Source organism: Hyphomonas sp. TMED31, assembly GCF_002172815.1.
In the GTDB taxonomy this organism is placed as follows: Bacteria; Pseudomonadota; Alphaproteobacteria; order Caulobacterales; family Hyphomonadaceae; genus Hyphomonas; species Hyphomonas atlantica.
Map to the genome: position 1 here is coordinate 25736 of NZ_NHCK01000049.1, position 16020 is coordinate 41755.

Genomic DNA, 16020 nt, shown 5'->3' on the forward strand with positions numbered 1-16020 from the left:
TCGACGCATTTTAGAAGTGTCGCCAAGCCTCGGGAGTGTAGACATGTTTGCGCCCATCACATCTTTGATCCTTGTTTCAATCCTGGTCGCGCTGGGAGTGTTGCATCTTCTGTGGGCGCTGGGCAGCAGTTTTCCCTGCGCAAATGAACAGGCGCTGGCGCGCGCTGTTGTTGGGCGTAGAGGCATCACGAAAATGCCGTCTTCGCTGTCTTGTGCGGGCGTTGCGTTTTGTTTGTTTGCGGCGGCAGCGCTGGCGGGTCTGCTCGGCGGACATGTGTTCGCTACGGAATTGCTGTTCTTGCACAAGGCGGCGCTGGCGCTGGCGGGACTGGCGGCTGCGCTCGTGTTTCTGGGGCGAGGAATTATTGGCGTGTTGCCAGCTTTTGAACGGTCAGCGCCAGAATTGCCATTCCTGAGCCTGAACCGCCGCGTATATTCGCCTCTGAGTTTCCTGATCGGATTGGGCTTTCTATTGCTGGTCATCAGCTTGCCGAACTGGAGTTGGCGGTTCGGGGGCGGCTGAAACGGTCTCCAAGTTGATTGATGTAATCTATCGCAGACAATCCGTTGTCATCCGGGGAGGCCATCATTTGCGCAAATGCAAAATGGTTCAGGTCGGCGACGATTTGAGTGTGCGCAATTGCAAGGCGCCGGTGCAGTGTGCCCCCGATCCACTGGCCGAGATCTTTCACGCTGTCTGACTGGTTTGGGCGGGTTGGCCGCGCATCGACATGGATGATGTGCCTGGCGTTACGCGGTGTCGGTGGCGGATTGAGCCGCGATTTGGGAACAGGGTCCACACAGACAAGCAGGTCAACAAATTCGGGGTTGAGAGACCTCAGCACCCGTAACGCCGTGTCGCCGCCCCAGCTATGGCCGATCAATACCAGTCGGCGTCCAGCGGCGACCGCCTGACGTGCGCACTTCAGGCATCGGTGGGGGGCGTAGTGCGGGAAATAATGCGCCTTGCGATGTGCATCNTGCGCAAACANACGTTGCCGGGTTTCAGCAAAGGTCGCGACGAGGCGCGTGCGGGTATCGCCCGCCCCGCCAATATAAATTTCGGTAACGCCGAGTCTATTCAGTNTAGCGGTAGCCGACGCCATAGAGGGTCTCGATCGCATCGAATTCATCGGTCACTTCGCGGAACTTCTTGCGAAGGCGCTTGATGTGGCTGTCGATGGTACGGTCGTCGACNTAGATCTGGTCGTCATAGGCGGCGTCCATCAGTTGGTCGCGGCTTTTCACGTATCCAGGGCGCTGGGCCAAGGCTTGCAGGATCAAGAATTCGGTGACCGTCAGGCGGACAGGATGGCCATCCCATGTGCAGGCATGACGGTTTGGGTCGAGTGTCAGTTTCCCGCGGACGATCGGCTTTTGNTCGCCTTCTTCCGTGCCTGCAACGCCACCGCGCGCGCGGCGCAGCACCGCTTTCACGCGTTCGGCCAGCAGACGATTGGAGCAGGGCTTGCGCACAAAATCGTCAGCGCCGATGTTGAAGCCGATGACCTCGTCGATTTCCTCATCCTTGGAGGTCAGGAANATGACGGGCAATTCCGATGTCTGGCGCAGGCGGCGCAGCAGTTCCATGCCGTCCATACGTGGCATCTTCACATCCAGAATGGCNATATCTGGCGGTGTTTCGGTCAATGCGGGCAGGGCGGCTTCACCATCATGATAGGTGCGGACATTGTAGCCTTCGGCCTCGAAAAAGATCTTCAGAGACGCAACGATGTTTTCGTCGTCATCCACCAGTGCCAAAGTCGTCATCGGTCTATCCTTCTCAGCCACAGCATATCCGCGCGCGGGATCTGGCCGTCTCACATTACGGTGTTCAAACATGGTTCGCGTCACGGCAAAAGCCCTCCTTCATCGCAATTGCAATGAAATCAAGGGATCAAGGCATCCGCGAGCTCACATTACGGCAATTTAAGGGANATTGGTCGCNGGTTCTGGCGCGGNGAATACGTGCTCTTCGCCCCATTCTTTCAGAGCATTCAGGATAGGTCGCAATGTTTCGCCTTTTGTCGTCAGGCTGTATTCGACCTTNGGNGGNACCACNGGATAGACNTCNCGGTGGACGAGACCGGCATCTTCCAGCTCGCGCAGTTGCTTGGTCAGCATGCGCTGGGTGACGTTGCCGACATCGCGCTGCAATTCATTGAAGCGCTTCACGCCGTCCAGCAAATGGAAGAGCGTGACGCCCTTCCACTTTCCGCCGATCACTTCCAGGGCCGCCTCGACCGGGCAGCCAGCGGAACAGTCATATTTTTCGAAGCGGGTCATGTCTTACAGTATACTTTCTGTGCGTATAGGCCAAAATTGTGCGTACTTGCGCATTCAGTTTGTATGAATAAATCGGAGGGCGTCAACTGATTGAACCCATCTGGCGTGCCATACGCCACCATAGAACCCGCCGCGTGGAAGGATCACTCATGCCTCTGAATTCACTTCCCTCAATACCAAATGCAGTCTCCNGAATGGGATGCGCTGTGTTGGTCGTCTCGCTGATGGGGGCATGTGCCACCGCCCAGCAGGTTCAGGGTACACCGTCGCACTCCGAAATCGTTTTGACCTCTGACGTGGAATGGGGCCCTCTCAATCCCGCCCGTGGTGATGCGAGCCCGAGAGCCGGAACGCTCTGGGGAGATCGCGCGGCAGAGGGGGCTTCCGGGTTCCTTGTTCAGTTCAAGCAAGGCTTCTCCTCCCCACCACATATTCACAACGTGACTTACCGCGGTATCGTGATTGAGGGACGAATTCACAATGATGATCCGGGAGCGGCGGATATGTGGCTGCCCGCCGGGTCTTTCTGGACGCAGCCAGCAGGAGAGGCGCACATCACGTCGGCCCAGGGCGCGTTCAACATGGCCTATATTGAAATCGATGAAGGCCCTTATCTGGTCGAACCAACCGAAAACGCATTCGACAATGGCGAGCGCCCTGTAAATCTGGACCGGTCAAACCTGGTCTGGCTGGACGCATCTGATCTCTCCTGGGTCGAGCAGGGTGGCGGCGCTGATGTTGCTTTCCTTTGGGGAGGTGAAACAGATACCAGCGCCCGCGGCACTTTAGTGAAGATACGTGCTGGACAGTCTGTTCGTCTGTCCACTGACCAGGCAGGCATCAAGGTCGTCTCGATTTCTGGAAAATCCGAAGTTCAGATTGGCGATGCGCATGCAAAGCATGAGCTGGTGCCCGGCAGTTTTGTGTCAGGCGCGCCGGACGCTGCGAATGTGTTCGTGTGCAACGCCGAGGCGGACTGTTTATTTTATGTTCGCAGCGAAGGACATTTCAAGATCACCTCTGCTCGGAACTGACCCTTCCCTCCCGAAACTTTCTCCAAATTTTCTCCTTGAAAGGACTATCTCATGGAACATGATATCACCTGCTATGCAAAAAAACGACATACAACGAAGGCGTACGATCCGAACCGTCGCATTCCGGACGAAACGGTCGAGAAGCTGAAAGAATTGCTGCGCTTCAGCCCGTCCAGCACGAACATTCAGCCTTGGCATTTCGTCATCGCCTCCACGCAGGAGGGCAAGGCGCGCGTTGCCAAGGCGACGGAGAAGTATCCTTTCAATCGCCCGTCCATCCTCAACGCCTCGCATGTTGTGGTGTTTGCCAGCCGTCTGGCCGTAGATGAAGACTATCTGCAGCACGTGCTGGAGCAGGAAGACAAAGACGGCCGCTTCGATGCGGACAAGGAAACCCATAAGCCGGCCATGCATGGCGGGCGCTCCCTGTTCGTGAATCTGCACAAGCAGGACTTCAAGGATGTCCAGCACTGGATGGACAAGCAGGTCTATCTCAACCTAGGACAATTCCTGTTGGGCGCTGCAGCGCTGGGTGTGGACGCAACGCCGATGGAGGGGATTGAGATACCGGTTCTGGATGCCGAGTTCGGCCTGCGCGAGAAAGGCTATTCCGCCNTGTTCGTCGTGCCGCTCGGCTATCATGACCCGGAGCAGGACTATAACGCCTCCCTTCCGAAATCTCGTCTTCCGTATTCGGATATCCTGACGGAAGTTTAGTCCAGTAGCCGTCCCGGTCACTTGTCTGCCCCGGGGCGGACCCTGAACCTTCCGGGTCAGTGCGCTTCGGCCCAGTTGCTGGCGGCGCGTGCATCCACGACGAGCGGCACTGACAATTCAAGCGCCGGACCGGCGGCGCCCTGCATCGTGGCTTTCACGGTGTCGATCAGCGCGTCGGCTTCTTTTTCCGGGCATTCGAAGACGAGCTCATCGTGTACCTGCAACAGCATGCGCGCCGACAAGCNTGCCTTGGCCAGCGCCTCCGGCATCCGGATCATGGCGCGTTTGATAATGTCGGCGGCCGAGCCCTGAATCGGTGCGTTGATGGCCTGACGTTCAGCGAAGGAGCGTTGAGGGCCTTTTGACTTGATGCCGGACAGATTGATTTTACGTCCGTAGGCGGTCGTCACAAAACCATTCTCTTTGGCGAATGCCTTGGTTTCGTCCATATAGGCGCGGATGCCGGGGAAGCGTTTGAAGTACGTCTTGATGTATTCGCTGGCTTCGCCCTGTGGAATGCCCAGTTGGCGCGCCAGGCCGAAGCCGGAAATGCCATAGATGATCCCGAAATTGATCGCCTTGGCCTGACGGCGGACCATCGGATCCATGCCTTCAATTGGCACACCAAACATTTCACTGGCCGTCATGGCGTGAATGTCGAGACCATCGCGGAAGGCATTCTTAAGCGCATCGATGTCGGCTATGTGCGCCAGGATACGTAGTTCGATCTGGCTATAGTCGGCGCTGACCAGGACATTTCCCTCATCGGCAATGAAAGCTTCGCGGATCTTGCGGCCTTCTTCGGTGCGGACGGGGATGTTCTGCAGGTTCGGATCCGTAGATGAGAGGCGGCCTGTTTGTGCAACGGCCATGGAAAAACTGGTGTGGACGCGGCCTGTCTTTGGGTTGATCGCCGCTTGCAATGCTTCTGTGTATGTCGATCGCAACTTCGATAATCCGCGCCAATCGACGATGGTGCGGGGCAGGGCGTGACCCTCTGCGGCGAGCCCTTCCAGCACATCGGCGTCGGTTTGCCACGCGCCAGTCTTGGTTTTCTTGCCGCCTTCAAGCGCCATCTCGTCGAACAGGATTTCGCCCAATTGTTTCGGGCTGCCGATATTGAATTCGCGGCCGGCCTGCTCATAGGCATCTGCTTCGAGCGCGGCCATGCGTTGAGAAAAGTCGGAAGACAGGCGAGACAGGTGATCGCGGTCTACCTTGATCCCTTCCTGTTCCATTTTTGCCAGCACCGGTACGAGCGGTCGTTCCAGAGTCTCGTAGACTGTCGTCACTTTCTCGGTCCGTAGCTGCGGCTTGAAGACCTGCCATAGGCGCAATGTGATGTCGGCATCTTCGGCGGCATATTCGGTCGCCTTGTCCAGCGCGATCTGGTCGAACGTTTTCTGGGACTTGCCCGTGCCGGCAATCTCCTTGAACGGAATGGTCTTGTGCTCAAGATAGCGCTCAGACAGAGTATCCATTCCATGATTGTGCTTGCCCGCATTCAGCACGTACGACAGCAACATCGTGTCATCGATCGGTGCGACATTGATCTTGTGCGTGGCGAAAATGGACAAGTCGTATTTGATGTTCTGCCCGATCTTCAGAACACTCGGGTCTTCCAGCATTGGCTTCAAAGCGCGAAGCGCGTCCGCCATCCTGATCTGGCGCGGTGGGTCNGCGCCGAACATGTCACCATCGCCTGCANTGTCAGGGTCGACATGGGCCAGCGGAATGTAGCACGCTTCGTTCGGGGATAGCGCGAGCGATACTCCAACGAGGTTTGCGGCAATGGAGTCGAGACTATCGGTTTCCGTGTCGACGGCGACAAAGCCCTGTTTTGTGGCGCGCGCGACCCATTCTTCCAGTTCAGCAAAATCCCGTATGCAGATGTATTTGCTCCGTTCAATCGGATCTGCCGCAGGCTGAGCGGTTTCAATGGCGCCTTCCAGTTCCATCATTTCGCGCACGCGGCGGGTGATGGTGCGAAATTCCATCTCTTCCAGGAAGCTGATCAAGGTGTCCGGGTCCGGGTCCTGCACAGCCAGGTCTTCCAGCGGCACGTCCAGCGGGACATCATCCTTCAGGGTGACAAGCTGTTTCGAAATGCGGATCAGGTCCGCATTGTCGATCAGGGTCTGGCGGCGCTTCGGTTGCTTGATCTCCTCGGCCCGCTCCAGCAGGGTTTCGAGATCGCCATAAGTGTCCAGCAATTGCGCCGCNGTCTTCACACCAATTCCGGGCGCGCCGGGCACATTGTCGACGCTGTCGCCGGCCAGCGACTGAATGTCGACAACCTTTTCCGGNCCCACNCCGAACTTNTCNAACACGGCATCNCGGCCGAGNGTCTTGTTCTTCATNGTGTCCAGCATGANGACCTGGTCAGATACCAATTGCATCAGATCCTTGTCGGACGAGACGATGGTCACGCGGGCGCCCTTGGCCTCGGCCTGTCTGGCATAAGTGGCGATCAGATCGTCGGCCTCGAATCCTTCTTTCTCAATGGCGTGGGCAGCGAATGCTTCGGCGGCGCGGCGGACCAGGGGGAATTGTGGACGCAATTCTTCCGGTGGCTCTGACCGGTTTGCCTTGTACTGGTCGTACAGATCATTGCGGAAGGTGATNGAGGACTTGTCGAATATGCAGGCGAAATGCGTTGGCCGNTCGTCGCCTTTCAAGTCTTCCAGCAGTTTGAACANCATGTTGCAGAACCCGCTGACCGCCCCGATGGGAAGATCGTCACTCGCCCGCGTCAGCGGTGGCAGAGCGTGAAAGGCGCGAAAGATGTAGGCGCTGGCGTCTACCAGATAGAGGTGACTGTCCTTGTCGACGGGGGCAGTGGCCATGAGTCGGGATTCCTTGTTCTGGCGAATTGTTTAGCCCGCCTTCAGGACGGCGTCACCCATTGAGCGCGCAGGATTGCAGGCGCATGGGCGTGGAATTGCCCAATGGGGCTACGCAGCGTAAACTCTCTCCATAATCCTGGGAGGGAAACATGAACGAGACACCGAAAACGCAATCAGTCGGTACGCCCTGGCACCTTTGGTTGGTGGGAGTGCTGGCCACCATATGGAATGGTTTTGGCGCGTTTGATTTCACCGCAACGGTGACACGCTGGGCGCCTTATATGTCGAACTATACCGAAGAACAGCAAGCTTTTTTCTATTCCTTCCCAGCTTGGCAATACGTCATCTGGGCGCTTGGAGTCTGGGGCGCTCTGATTGGGTCGATACTTCTGCTGATGCGCAGCCGGTACGCGGTTTGGGCATTTGCTGTCTCGCTGGCCGGGGCCACGATATCAATGATCTACAGCCTGTCTTTGAAAGACGTACCCGAAGGCGCGTCAAACCCNGCATTTGCAGCCATAATCATCCTGATAGCCGCCTTGCTATTGTTCTATGCGTGGCGGATGACGCGGCGGGGCGTCTTGCGCTAGCGCGGTTTTGGCCTAGCCTCCATTTCAAAGCATGGGAGGAATGAATGGCCGAATTGAACAAAAGCTGGATTCTGCGACAGCGTCCGGTGGGCGATCTCAAGGAAGGTGATCTCGAATTGGTNGAGGCACCGCTCGAGCCCCTGAAAGACGGGGAGGTGCGCACGCGGTTGATTTACCTGTCGCTGGACCCCACCAACCGCATCTGGATGAGTGATGTTGATGGCTATCTGCCACCTGTGGGTATTGGCGATGCCATGCGAGGCGGTGGCCTTGCGGAAGTGGTGGAAAGCAAGTTTGACGGGCTTAAGCCCGGAGACATTGTGAACACGGGACTTGCCACCTGGTCGCTATATTCGAACTTGCCGGGCGAGGCCCTGAATGCGCTGCCGCGCCTGCCGGGCGTGCCGCTGACGGCTTATATGGGGCCGCTCGGCGCAACGGGCATGACGGCCTATTTTGGCCTNATGGANATTGCCAAACCGAAGGCAGGTGAAACGGTTGTGGTGTCCGCCGCTGCGGGTGCNGTCGGCTCGATGGTCGGTCAGATTGCCAANATCCAGGGCTGCCGGGTCGTGGGGATTGCGGGCAGCGATGAGAAGTGTAGATGGCTGACCGAGACCGCCGGCTTTGATGCAGCGATCAACTATAAATCCGAAAATGTCGGCGCAGCGCTGGACGAGCATTGCCCGGATGGCATCGATATCAATTTCGAGAATGTAGGCGGCAAGATCATGGATCAGGTGATTGCCCGCCTGAACGATTTCTCGCGTATGCCTCTGTGCGGCCTGATCAGCACGTACAACGCGACCGAACCGGTGCCCGGACCGTACAGCTTTTCGAATTTGCTTATGCGGCGCACCTTGTTGAAGGGCTTCATCGTGATCGACTATTTCCCACGCTTCCCCGAGGGCATTCAGCAGATGGCTCAATGGCTGATGGAGGGAAAGATCAAGTTCGAAACGGATATCGTCCACGGGCTGGAGAATGCTCCCGGCAGTCTGTCGCGCCTGTTTGAAGGCAAGAATTTGGGCAAGCTGATAGTGCAGGTCAGCGAGCCACCTGAAGTCTAACCGACCAAGGAGTTCAGGTCGCGTTCAGCTGTGCTGGCTATGTCTGGTGTCGGACAAGCTGGGATCGCGGGACGCGAACTTGTCGGCTCAAAAAGAAGCCCGGTGCTGGCAGGCATCGGGCTTCGCTACAATACGAGCGGTGCAATCCAGTACCCGACAGCGGCGATGATCACGATGCCCGCGAGATTGATGTAAAATCCCTTGCGGATCATTTGCTGTATCGTGACATGCCCAGACCCATAGATGATCGCATTCGGAGCCGTGGCAACGGGCAGCATGAAGGCGCATGAGGCGGCGACTGCGGCTGGCGCGAGCAAGCTTTCNGGCGCGGTCCCAAGCGCGACTGCAAGAGATCCGAGCACGGGCGCGAGCGTCGTCATCGTTGCCACGTTCGACGTCACCTCTGTCAGGAAGATTACNAGGGCAACGACGATCACGATGAAAACGAGCGGCGGCAGNACGTCCAATATNCGCAAATTTTCGCCAATCCACTCCGAGAGACCAGTTCGTGAAATCGCCTTGCCCATTGCGATGCCGCCACCAAACAACAGCAATACGCCCCAGGGAATTTGCTCCGCTTCCTTCCAGTCGAGCAGGCCGCGATCTTCCTCGCCGCCTGCCGGGACCAGGAACATGAGCACACCGCCAAAGATTGCGATCATCATGTCGACTTCCGCGCCGCCAAAATTCGCCAGCAGGTCGATGNCCGCAGATTCGAGGAAGATCTGTATCGGAAGCCTCAGNAACCAGAGNGTCGCCGTTATGCCGAACACAATCGCGACGCGCATTTCCTGCTTCGTCATGCCGCCGAGTTCGCTGAGCTGTGTCCTTACGTGCGACTGGACGGCATCTGCGTTGTCTGAACGTGCCGGCATGCCGCGTGTCACGTTCCACCAGGCGACTGGCAGCAACAGCGCCATGGCGGGTAGTCCGAAGGCCATCCATTGCGCGAACCCGATATGCGCGCCCGCCTCGGTCTGTAGCCAACTGATCGCGATCAGGTTTGTCGGCGTGCCAATTGGTGTCGCCACACCGCCAATGGAAGCAGCGTAGCAAATCCCCAGCATCAGGGCTGTCGTGAAATGTCGCGATATGTTGCCCAGCACCGCGCTGGCTGAAATGGCAATGGGCACCATCATGAGCGTTGATGCCGTGTTCGATATCCACATCGACAATACGGCAGTGGCCAACATGAAGCCGAACACAATCGCCCCCGGAGACGCGCCGACCCGCGCGATCACATTCAGGGCAATCCGCTTGTGGAGCCCCCATCGCTCAATACCCAGAGCGACGATGAAGCCGCCGAGTAGCAGGATAACGATATGGTTCGCGTAGTCGCTGCCTGTCTGGGCTGGAGACCCTGCACCGACCAAAGGCAATACGACGAGTGGAAGCAGGGATGTTGCGGGGATCGGAATAGCCTCGGTTGCCCACCAGACGGCCATCCACACCATGAGGGCGCCTGTGCCCCACGCCGCATCGCTCAAGCCCTCCGGTGCACCGGCCAGCCACATCAGACCGGCGAGGGCTGGACCGAGTAGCAACCCAATTTTCCGTGCCCCCAATTGCACCCTAGTCTCCCTGCATCGCAGTAAACCCGGCGTCGAGGTCGGCAATCAGATCGTCCGGTGATTCCAGGCCGACATGGATGCGTAACAAAGGGCCGGCCTTGTCGTGGATCCAGTGATCCGCAGACCGGTTGAGCTGCGGATCGCAAGGGATGATCAGGCTTTCAAAGCCGCCCCAGGAAAAGCCCATGGAGAAGAGTTCCAGACTGTCAAAGAAGCGCTTGAGCGCATTTGNTCCTGTGGCNTTCAGAACGAATGAGAANAGGCCGTTGGAACCNGAAAAGTCCCGTTTCCAAAGAGCGTGATCCGGATGGTCTTCGAGGGCCGGATGTAGCACTTGCGAAACTTCATTCCGTTGAGACAGCCAATGAGCCAGTTTGAGCCCAGCCGCTTCGTGGGCATCAAGACGGGTTTTCAAACTGCGCAAGCCACGAAGCGCGGTATAGGCGTCGTCCGGGGCAAGGCTGATGCCCCAATCGTCTGCGCAATCGAGAANATCCTGCGCGATACGCTTGTCGCGGCTCATGACGGCGCCGCCGAATACATCTGCATGCCCGACCACATATTTTGTCAGCGCCTGAACGGAAAGGTCGACGCCAAGNTCCAGCGGCNTGTGTAGCAGCCCGGCACCCCACGTATTGTCCAGAATGGTCCGGATNTNGTGCTTTTTTGCAATCTCGACAATCGCNGGCGTGTCGCTGATTTCGAANGTCAGGGAGCCTGGAGATTCCAGATAGATGACGCGCGTATTCGGCTGGATGTATTCAGCAATGTTGGCGCCGCATCTTGGGGGGAAACGAGTCGCGCTTATCCCCATATTCTGCAGCCTGCGTTCGAGATACCGCGCAGTTGGTCCGTAGGCGGAGTCCGTGAACAAGACATGGTCGCCAGCCTTCACCTGACTGCCGATGGCGAGGGCGCATGCCTGCAATCCATTTGATGTCAGCTTTGCGTGACTGGCATTTTCGAGAACGCATAGCGCGGCTTCGAGCTCGCGGTGGACAGACAGGCCCATACGTCCATAGCCGGGCTTTGCGCCNTAGAGATCAGAAGATGTATCGAACAGGACTGTCGAAGCACGCTCAANCGGTGGATTGACGGTCTTNTGGTCCATTCGGCGGCCGCGCGTATGGATCAAGCGGGTCGCGGTGTCTTTTGTCATGCGGCGCCTTTTGCGATTGGGCGAGAGCTGTCAGAGGCCCATTCCGTCCATGACCCGTCATAAACGGCGACGTCCCAATTGCCGAGGCGCGCGAGGGCGAGGGCGGTGACAGCAGCGGATACGCCGGATCCGCACGTCGNGATCGTTGGTGCCATCGGATCTGCGAACAATGTCCGAAGCTCGTNCGCGGATTTCAGCCTGTCGTCGGGTGTTCTCAATTCTCCAGATGGCTGGCAGATGCTGCCCGGAATGTGCCCTGAAGGGAGGCCCTCGCGTGGCTCCGGTGCGTCNCCGGAAAAACGCTCTGGTGATCTTGAGTCAATGATGGTGTGAGACCCGGCCTCTGAGGCTGCGAGAACCTGGTTTGCATCCTTCACCAAGTCGGAGCGCACACGTGCCGTGAAGTGGCGTTCGACAGGTACGGGCGGCAGGTCTTCGAGTTCGCCACCCGCGTCAATCCATGCCTGCAATCCGCCATCGAGGACCTTCACATCCTTTTGGCCCATCACGCGCAACATCCACCAGACGCGTGCCGACGCGAAGAACTTGAACTGGTCGTACACAATGATGCGGTTGCCGTCGCCAATACCGAGTTTGCGGACGCGTGATGAGAACATCACCGGGTCGGGCAGCATGTGCGGCAGGTCAGTGCCCCCAGCCTTGATCGCGTCAATGTCGAAATAGACCGAGCCTGGAATGTGGCCTTCGCTCCAGGCCTGGCGCCCGGTTTTCTCCATGTTGAGGAAAGGTGGAAACCAGGTGGCATCGACCACTCTGACATCAGGGGCNGTGATGTTNTCTTTCAGCCATTCGGCGGTGACGAGCGGATCTTCGTGTTCCATGAATCAGGCCTCCATCCAGTCGGGCACAGGAAGGTCCTTCAATTTCAGGAATTCCGGATTGTAGAGCTTAGACTGGTAGCGATTGCCATAGTCGCAGAGCATGGTGACAATGGTGTGGCCCGGTCCAAGGTCCTTTGCCATCTGAACCGCGCCGGCCACGTTGATCCCGGCGGAACCTCCAAGGCAGAGGCCTTCATTGCGAACCAGATCGAACAGGATATTCAGCGCTTCCTCATCGGTGCAGCGGTAGGCGCGGTCAACTTCAATGCCCTCAAGGTTCGCCGTTATCCGTCCCTGACCGATACCTTCGGTGATGGANGTGCCTTCAGACNTCAGCTCGCCATTCTTGTAGTATTCGTACAATGCGGCGCCGCCGGGGTCTGCGATGCCAATCTGGATGTCCTTGCTTTTTTCCTTGAGGGCCAGAGAGACACCGCCCAGCGTACCTCCGGAGCCAACAGCGCAGATGAACGCATCCAGCTTTCCGTCGGTTTGGGTCCAGATTTCCTGGCCGGTCGTATCGTAGTGGGCCTTCCGGTTNGANACATTGTCGAATTGNTTGGCCCAGATTGCGCCGTTCGGCTCTGACTTGGCGAGGTCTTCCGCGAGGCGGCGGGAGAAGTGCTGGTAATTATTGGGATTTTTGTATGGGACCGCGTCAACTTCGATNAGTTCTGCGCCGAGCAGCCGGATGGCGTCTTTCTTCTCCTGGCTCTGCGTGCGCGGCATGACAATCACGACGCGATAGCCAAGCGCCGCGCCCACAAGCGCGAGCCCGATGCCGGTATTCCCCGCTGTGCCTTCGACGATGGTGCCACCAGGCTTCAGCTCTCCTGACGCCTCTGCATCACGCACGATCCCCAGCGCAGGGCGATCTTTCACGGATTGACCGGGATTCAGGAACTCGCACTTGCCGAGAATTTCACAGCCGGTTTCGTCTGATACCTGGTTGAGACGGAGCAGGGGGGTGTTGCCGATAAGGTCGATCACCGAGCGATGAAACTGCATCAGGAGGGGTCCGATTCTGGTCGTTCTGTTGTGCCATCGAAGCTAGTGCGCAAAGGCCGTTTTCACAACCGCTGGAAATCCTGCAGNTGCAAGGTGATCCGAGGAGCGTCGCAGTGCGTAACGATAGCGACAGACACTTATTATATAAGGACACCTCGCTTGACCCGGAACGACACGTATATCGCCTTCATGATGGACCACGCTGCTGGGAACCATCCGGAGTCCTTTGCGCTGGCAGCGGATCTGCACGTCGCACTCAACCCGGATGGCGCCGAAACGGCGGATATCTGGTCGATGATCGGGGGCGTCCTGCTGGAGTCTTCTGATATCGCCGAAACGGGCGGGACTGTATACGCTCACAAACGGGTACAGTCGCGAAAGTCAGGCTTGTCTGCAGCAGGATTGCTGGCGCAGCCCATGGAGTCTCTCAAATGGCGGCGCGGCCTGTCAGGCGTGCAATACGCATCCGCCGGGGCACCGGGAACCAAATTCATGAAGCTGGACCCGGGACAATCGGCGCCAATGCATGGTCATGGCGATTTGGAAGCAACCGTCGTGCTGTCCGGGCGTTTCTCTGATGGACATGGGACCTATTCACGCGGTGATCTCGTGCTTGGTCAGCCCGGCATGCGGCATAAGCCGTCCGCGGTCGGTGAGGAAGCCTGTGTCTGCTTCGTGGCCCATCGGCCGAACAATTTCTGGAGAATCTTCCAATGAAACGCACACTCGCAGTCCTGTTTGCCTCTACCGCAATGATNGCCTCACCTGCCGCCGCCAAGAATTCGGGGGGTGNGTGGACACCGGAGCCGGGTGATGTCATCGAATTTGATGTGCTCCGCAAAGGCAAACCNTTCGGCTCGCACTCGGTGACGTTTGGNGAGGACTCAAACGGTCGACTGACAGCCAGGACGGATGTGCTGCTGAAAGCTGGGCTGGGNCCTATCACGGTGTTCAAGTACGAATTGGACGCCACCGAGGTCTGGCAGAATGGCCAACTTGTCTCGCTGAACGGCGAGGTCAATGATGACGGCAAGGAAGGCCAGGTAACAGNGACGCGGGCCGGCAATGAACTGAACGTCGATGGAACCCAGTTTGACGGCCGGGTAGCGGCATCGATCATTCCATCCAGTCACTGGAATTTTGCAGCCACGCAGGCTACCGAGCTCTTGTCGACCGAGGATGGTGAAATCCTTGATGTGTCCGTGTCCGAACAAGGCAAGGAAGTGATCGTTGCCGCTGGCGAGGAAGTGGAGGCCNCGCGGTACTTGCTGGACTCCGATATTGACGTGACGCTGTGGTATGATGAGGCGGGGCGCTGGCTGAAGCTTGCGTTCGAGGCGCGCGGTCAGGACATCGAATACGTGCTTACAAAGCCGTACTGACACAGATTACAAATGCCGTCCCTGATACTGGTTCTGGGCGATCAATTGTCGCTNAGCATGTCATCCCTGAAAGATGCGAACCCTGAATCAGACATTGTTCTGATGGCGGAGGTTATGGAGGAGGCGACATATGTCGGGCACCACAAGAAAAAGCTCGCCTTCGTATTTTCTGCGATGCGCCATTTTGCCNNNGANCTCNAGAAGAAAGGCTTCTCGGTTCGTTANGTGCACCTGACGGACAAGAACAATCAGGGGGCTTTGCGAGCGGAAGTTTCACGTGCGATCGAAGACCTGTCTGATGTGGAGAAGCTGATCGTCACCAAGCCGGGTGAATGGCGCCTGCTGGCCGATATGGAAGATTGGCCAGATCTCTTCGACGTTGAAGTGGAGCTGCGTGACGATACGCGCTTCATCGCGACATTGGACGATTTCTCTGATTGGGCTGCGGATAGAAAGCAGCTCCGTATGGAATATTTCTATCGCGAGATGCGCCGTAAAACCGGTCTTCTCATGGATGGCGATGAACCTGCTGGNGGAGAGTGGAATTACGANCAGGANAATCGCAAGCGGTTGCCGAACTCCAAGCAGACACCGCAACGGTGGTTTTGCGAGCCGGATGACATCACGCAGGAGGTGATGAATCTGGTTGAAGATCAGTTTCCGGATAACTTTGGACGCCTCAGACCTTTTAACTATGGGGTCACACAAAAGCAGGCNGAGGCTGCGCGAGATGCGTTCATNTCAGATATTCTTCCGGGGTTTGGGGACTATCAGGACGCGATGGCACAGGAGGAGCCGTGGATGTGGCATTCGATCCTGTCGCTGTATCTCAATGTGGGGCTACTGGACCCGCTGGATCTTTGCAAGCGCGCCGAAGCCGCATGGCGGGAAGGGCGCGCGCCTTTGAACGCTGTAGAAGGGTTTGTTCGTCAGATCCTGGGATGGCGCGAATATGTGCGGGGGCTGTATTGGTACAAGGGGCCGGAATACAAGAACAGCAATTTCCTGAACGCACAGAATGATATGCCGGAGTTCTACTGGACTGGCGAAACCGATATGGCCTGTATGTCCGACGCAATCCAGCAAACCATCGAACATGCGTATGCGCACCATATTCAGCGCCTGATGGTTACGGGGAATTTTGCGCTGCTAACAGGTATCCACCCCGATCAGGTCAACAACTGGTACATGCGCGTTTATGCTGACGCCTATGAATGGGTAGAGCTGCCCAATACGCATGGCATGGCAATATTCGCCGATGGCGGCGTGATCGCCTCCAAGCCCTACGCAGCCAGCGCGAATTATATCAACAAGATGTCGGATTATTGTGGCAACTGCCGATACAATCACAAGGGGCGGGTAGAAGACGACGCTTGCCCGTTCAACGCACTGTACTGGAATTTCCTGATCCGAAACCAGGAGGTGTTGCAGACTAATCCGCGCATGGGTCTTGTCCTCAAGAATGTTGACCGACTGAGTGACGACGACCGGAAGCAGATACAGGCGCGTGCAGCG

The 16020-nt window shown here is 57.5% G+C and carries 14 protein-coding genes; 7 read left to right on the plus strand and 7 right to left on the minus strand.

What is annotated here, in order from left to right; translation table 11 throughout:
* Positions 1–43: 43 nt before the first annotated feature.
* Positions 44–523, plus strand: a complete 480-nt coding sequence (locus tag CBB91_RS07795) for a DUF3995 domain-containing protein (RefSeq protein ID WP_273013299.1) — start codon at positions 44–46, stop codon at positions 521–523.
* 554 nt (positions 524–1077) lie between these two features.
* Here CBB91_RS07795 and CBB91_RS07800 read toward each other — a convergent pair.
* Together CBB91_RS07800 and CBB91_RS07805 are read right to left on the minus strand one after the other, a co-directional pair.
* On the minus strand, positions 1078–1770 hold the full coding sequence (locus tag CBB91_RS07800; protein WP_273013300.1) for a response regulator transcription factor: 693 nt from the start codon (positions 1768–1770) through the stop codon (positions 1078–1080).
* Positions 1771–1929: 159 nt separating this feature from the next.
* Positions 1930–2286, minus strand: coding sequence for a helix-turn-helix domain-containing protein (locus CBB91_RS07805; RefSeq protein WP_273013302.1), 357 nt, complete (start codon positions 2284–2286; stop codon positions 1930–1932).
* A 194-nt stretch (positions 2287–2480) separates the two neighbouring features.
* Here CBB91_RS07805 and CBB91_RS07810 point away from each other — a divergent pair, with 194 nt between their 5' ends.
* Complete coding sequence (locus tag CBB91_RS07810) at positions 2481–3320, plus strand: DUF4437 domain-containing protein (protein WP_273013304.1); 840 nt, start codon at positions 2481–2483, stop codon at positions 3318–3320.
* 51 nt (positions 3321–3371) lie between these two features.
* Entirely contained in the window at positions 3372–4037 is a 666-nt protein-coding gene (gene nfsB / locus CBB91_RS07815; RefSeq protein WP_273013306.1) for an oxygen-insensitive NAD(P)H nitroreductase, read from the plus strand.
* Between the two features lie 56 nt (positions 4038–4093).
* Here the strand turns inward: nfsB and polA are convergent, their stop codons facing one another.
* Complete coding sequence (gene polA / locus CBB91_RS07820; protein ID WP_273013308.1) at positions 4094–6883, minus strand: DNA polymerase I; 2790 nt, start codon at positions 6881–6883, stop codon at positions 4094–4096.
* A 634-nt stretch (positions 6884–7517) separates the two neighbouring features.
* Between polA and CBB91_RS07825 the strand changes: the two genes are divergently transcribed.
* Positions 7518–8543 (plus strand): NADP-dependent oxidoreductase, encoded by a 1026-nt coding sequence (locus CBB91_RS07825; RefSeq protein ID WP_273013310.1) that lies wholly within the window; start codon positions 7518–7520, stop codon positions 8541–8543.
* Positions 8544–8668: 125 nt separating this feature from the next.
* On the opposite strand, the gene CBB91_RS07830 is transcribed toward CBB91_RS07825, so the two are convergent.
* The 4 genes from CBB91_RS07830 to CBB91_RS07845 form a co-directional block, all read right to left on the minus strand.
* Positions 8669–10087: a DASS family sodium-coupled anion symporter gene (locus tag CBB91_RS07830; RefSeq protein WP_273013312.1), complete on the minus strand. Its 1419-nt coding sequence runs from the start codon at positions 10085–10087 to the stop codon at positions 8669–8671.
* A 28-nt stretch (positions 10088–10115) separates the two neighbouring features.
* Positions 10116–11273, minus strand: a complete 1158-nt coding sequence (gene metC, locus CBB91_RS07835; RefSeq protein ID WP_273013314.1) for a cystathionine beta-lyase — start codon at positions 11271–11273, stop codon at positions 10116–10118.
* Positions 11270–12115: a sulfurtransferase gene (locus tag CBB91_RS07840; protein WP_273013316.1), complete on the minus strand. Its 846-nt coding sequence runs from the start codon at positions 12113–12115 to the stop codon at positions 11270–11272. The genes metC and CBB91_RS07840 overlap by 4 nt, the downstream gene beginning before the upstream one ends.
* A 3-nt stretch (positions 12116–12118) precedes the next feature.
* Entirely contained in the window at positions 12119–13123 is a 1005-nt protein-coding gene (locus CBB91_RS07845) for a cysteine synthase A (protein ID WP_273013318.1), read from the minus strand.
* Positions 13124–13282: 159 nt separating this feature from the next.
* On the opposite strand from CBB91_RS07845, the gene CBB91_RS07850 reads away from it, so the two are divergent.
* The 3 genes from CBB91_RS07850 to CBB91_RS07860 form a co-directional block, all read left to right on the plus strand.
* On the plus strand, positions 13283–13840 hold the full coding sequence (locus CBB91_RS07850) for a cupin domain-containing protein (protein ID WP_273013319.1): 558 nt from the start codon (positions 13283–13285) through the stop codon (positions 13838–13840).
* The gene (locus CBB91_RS07855; RefSeq protein WP_273013321.1) at positions 13837–14505 is read left to right on the plus strand and encodes a DUF6134 family protein; all 669 of its coding nucleotides are present in this window, start codon (positions 13837–13839) and stop codon (positions 14503–14505) included. Before CBB91_RS07850 ends, CBB91_RS07855 begins: the two co-directional genes overlap by 4 nt.
* Before the next feature lie 12 nt (positions 14506–14517).
* Positions 14518–16020, plus strand: a 1503-nt coding sequence (locus CBB91_RS07860; RefSeq protein WP_273013323.1) for a cryptochrome/photolyase family protein, incomplete at its 3' end; no start/stop codon positions are given.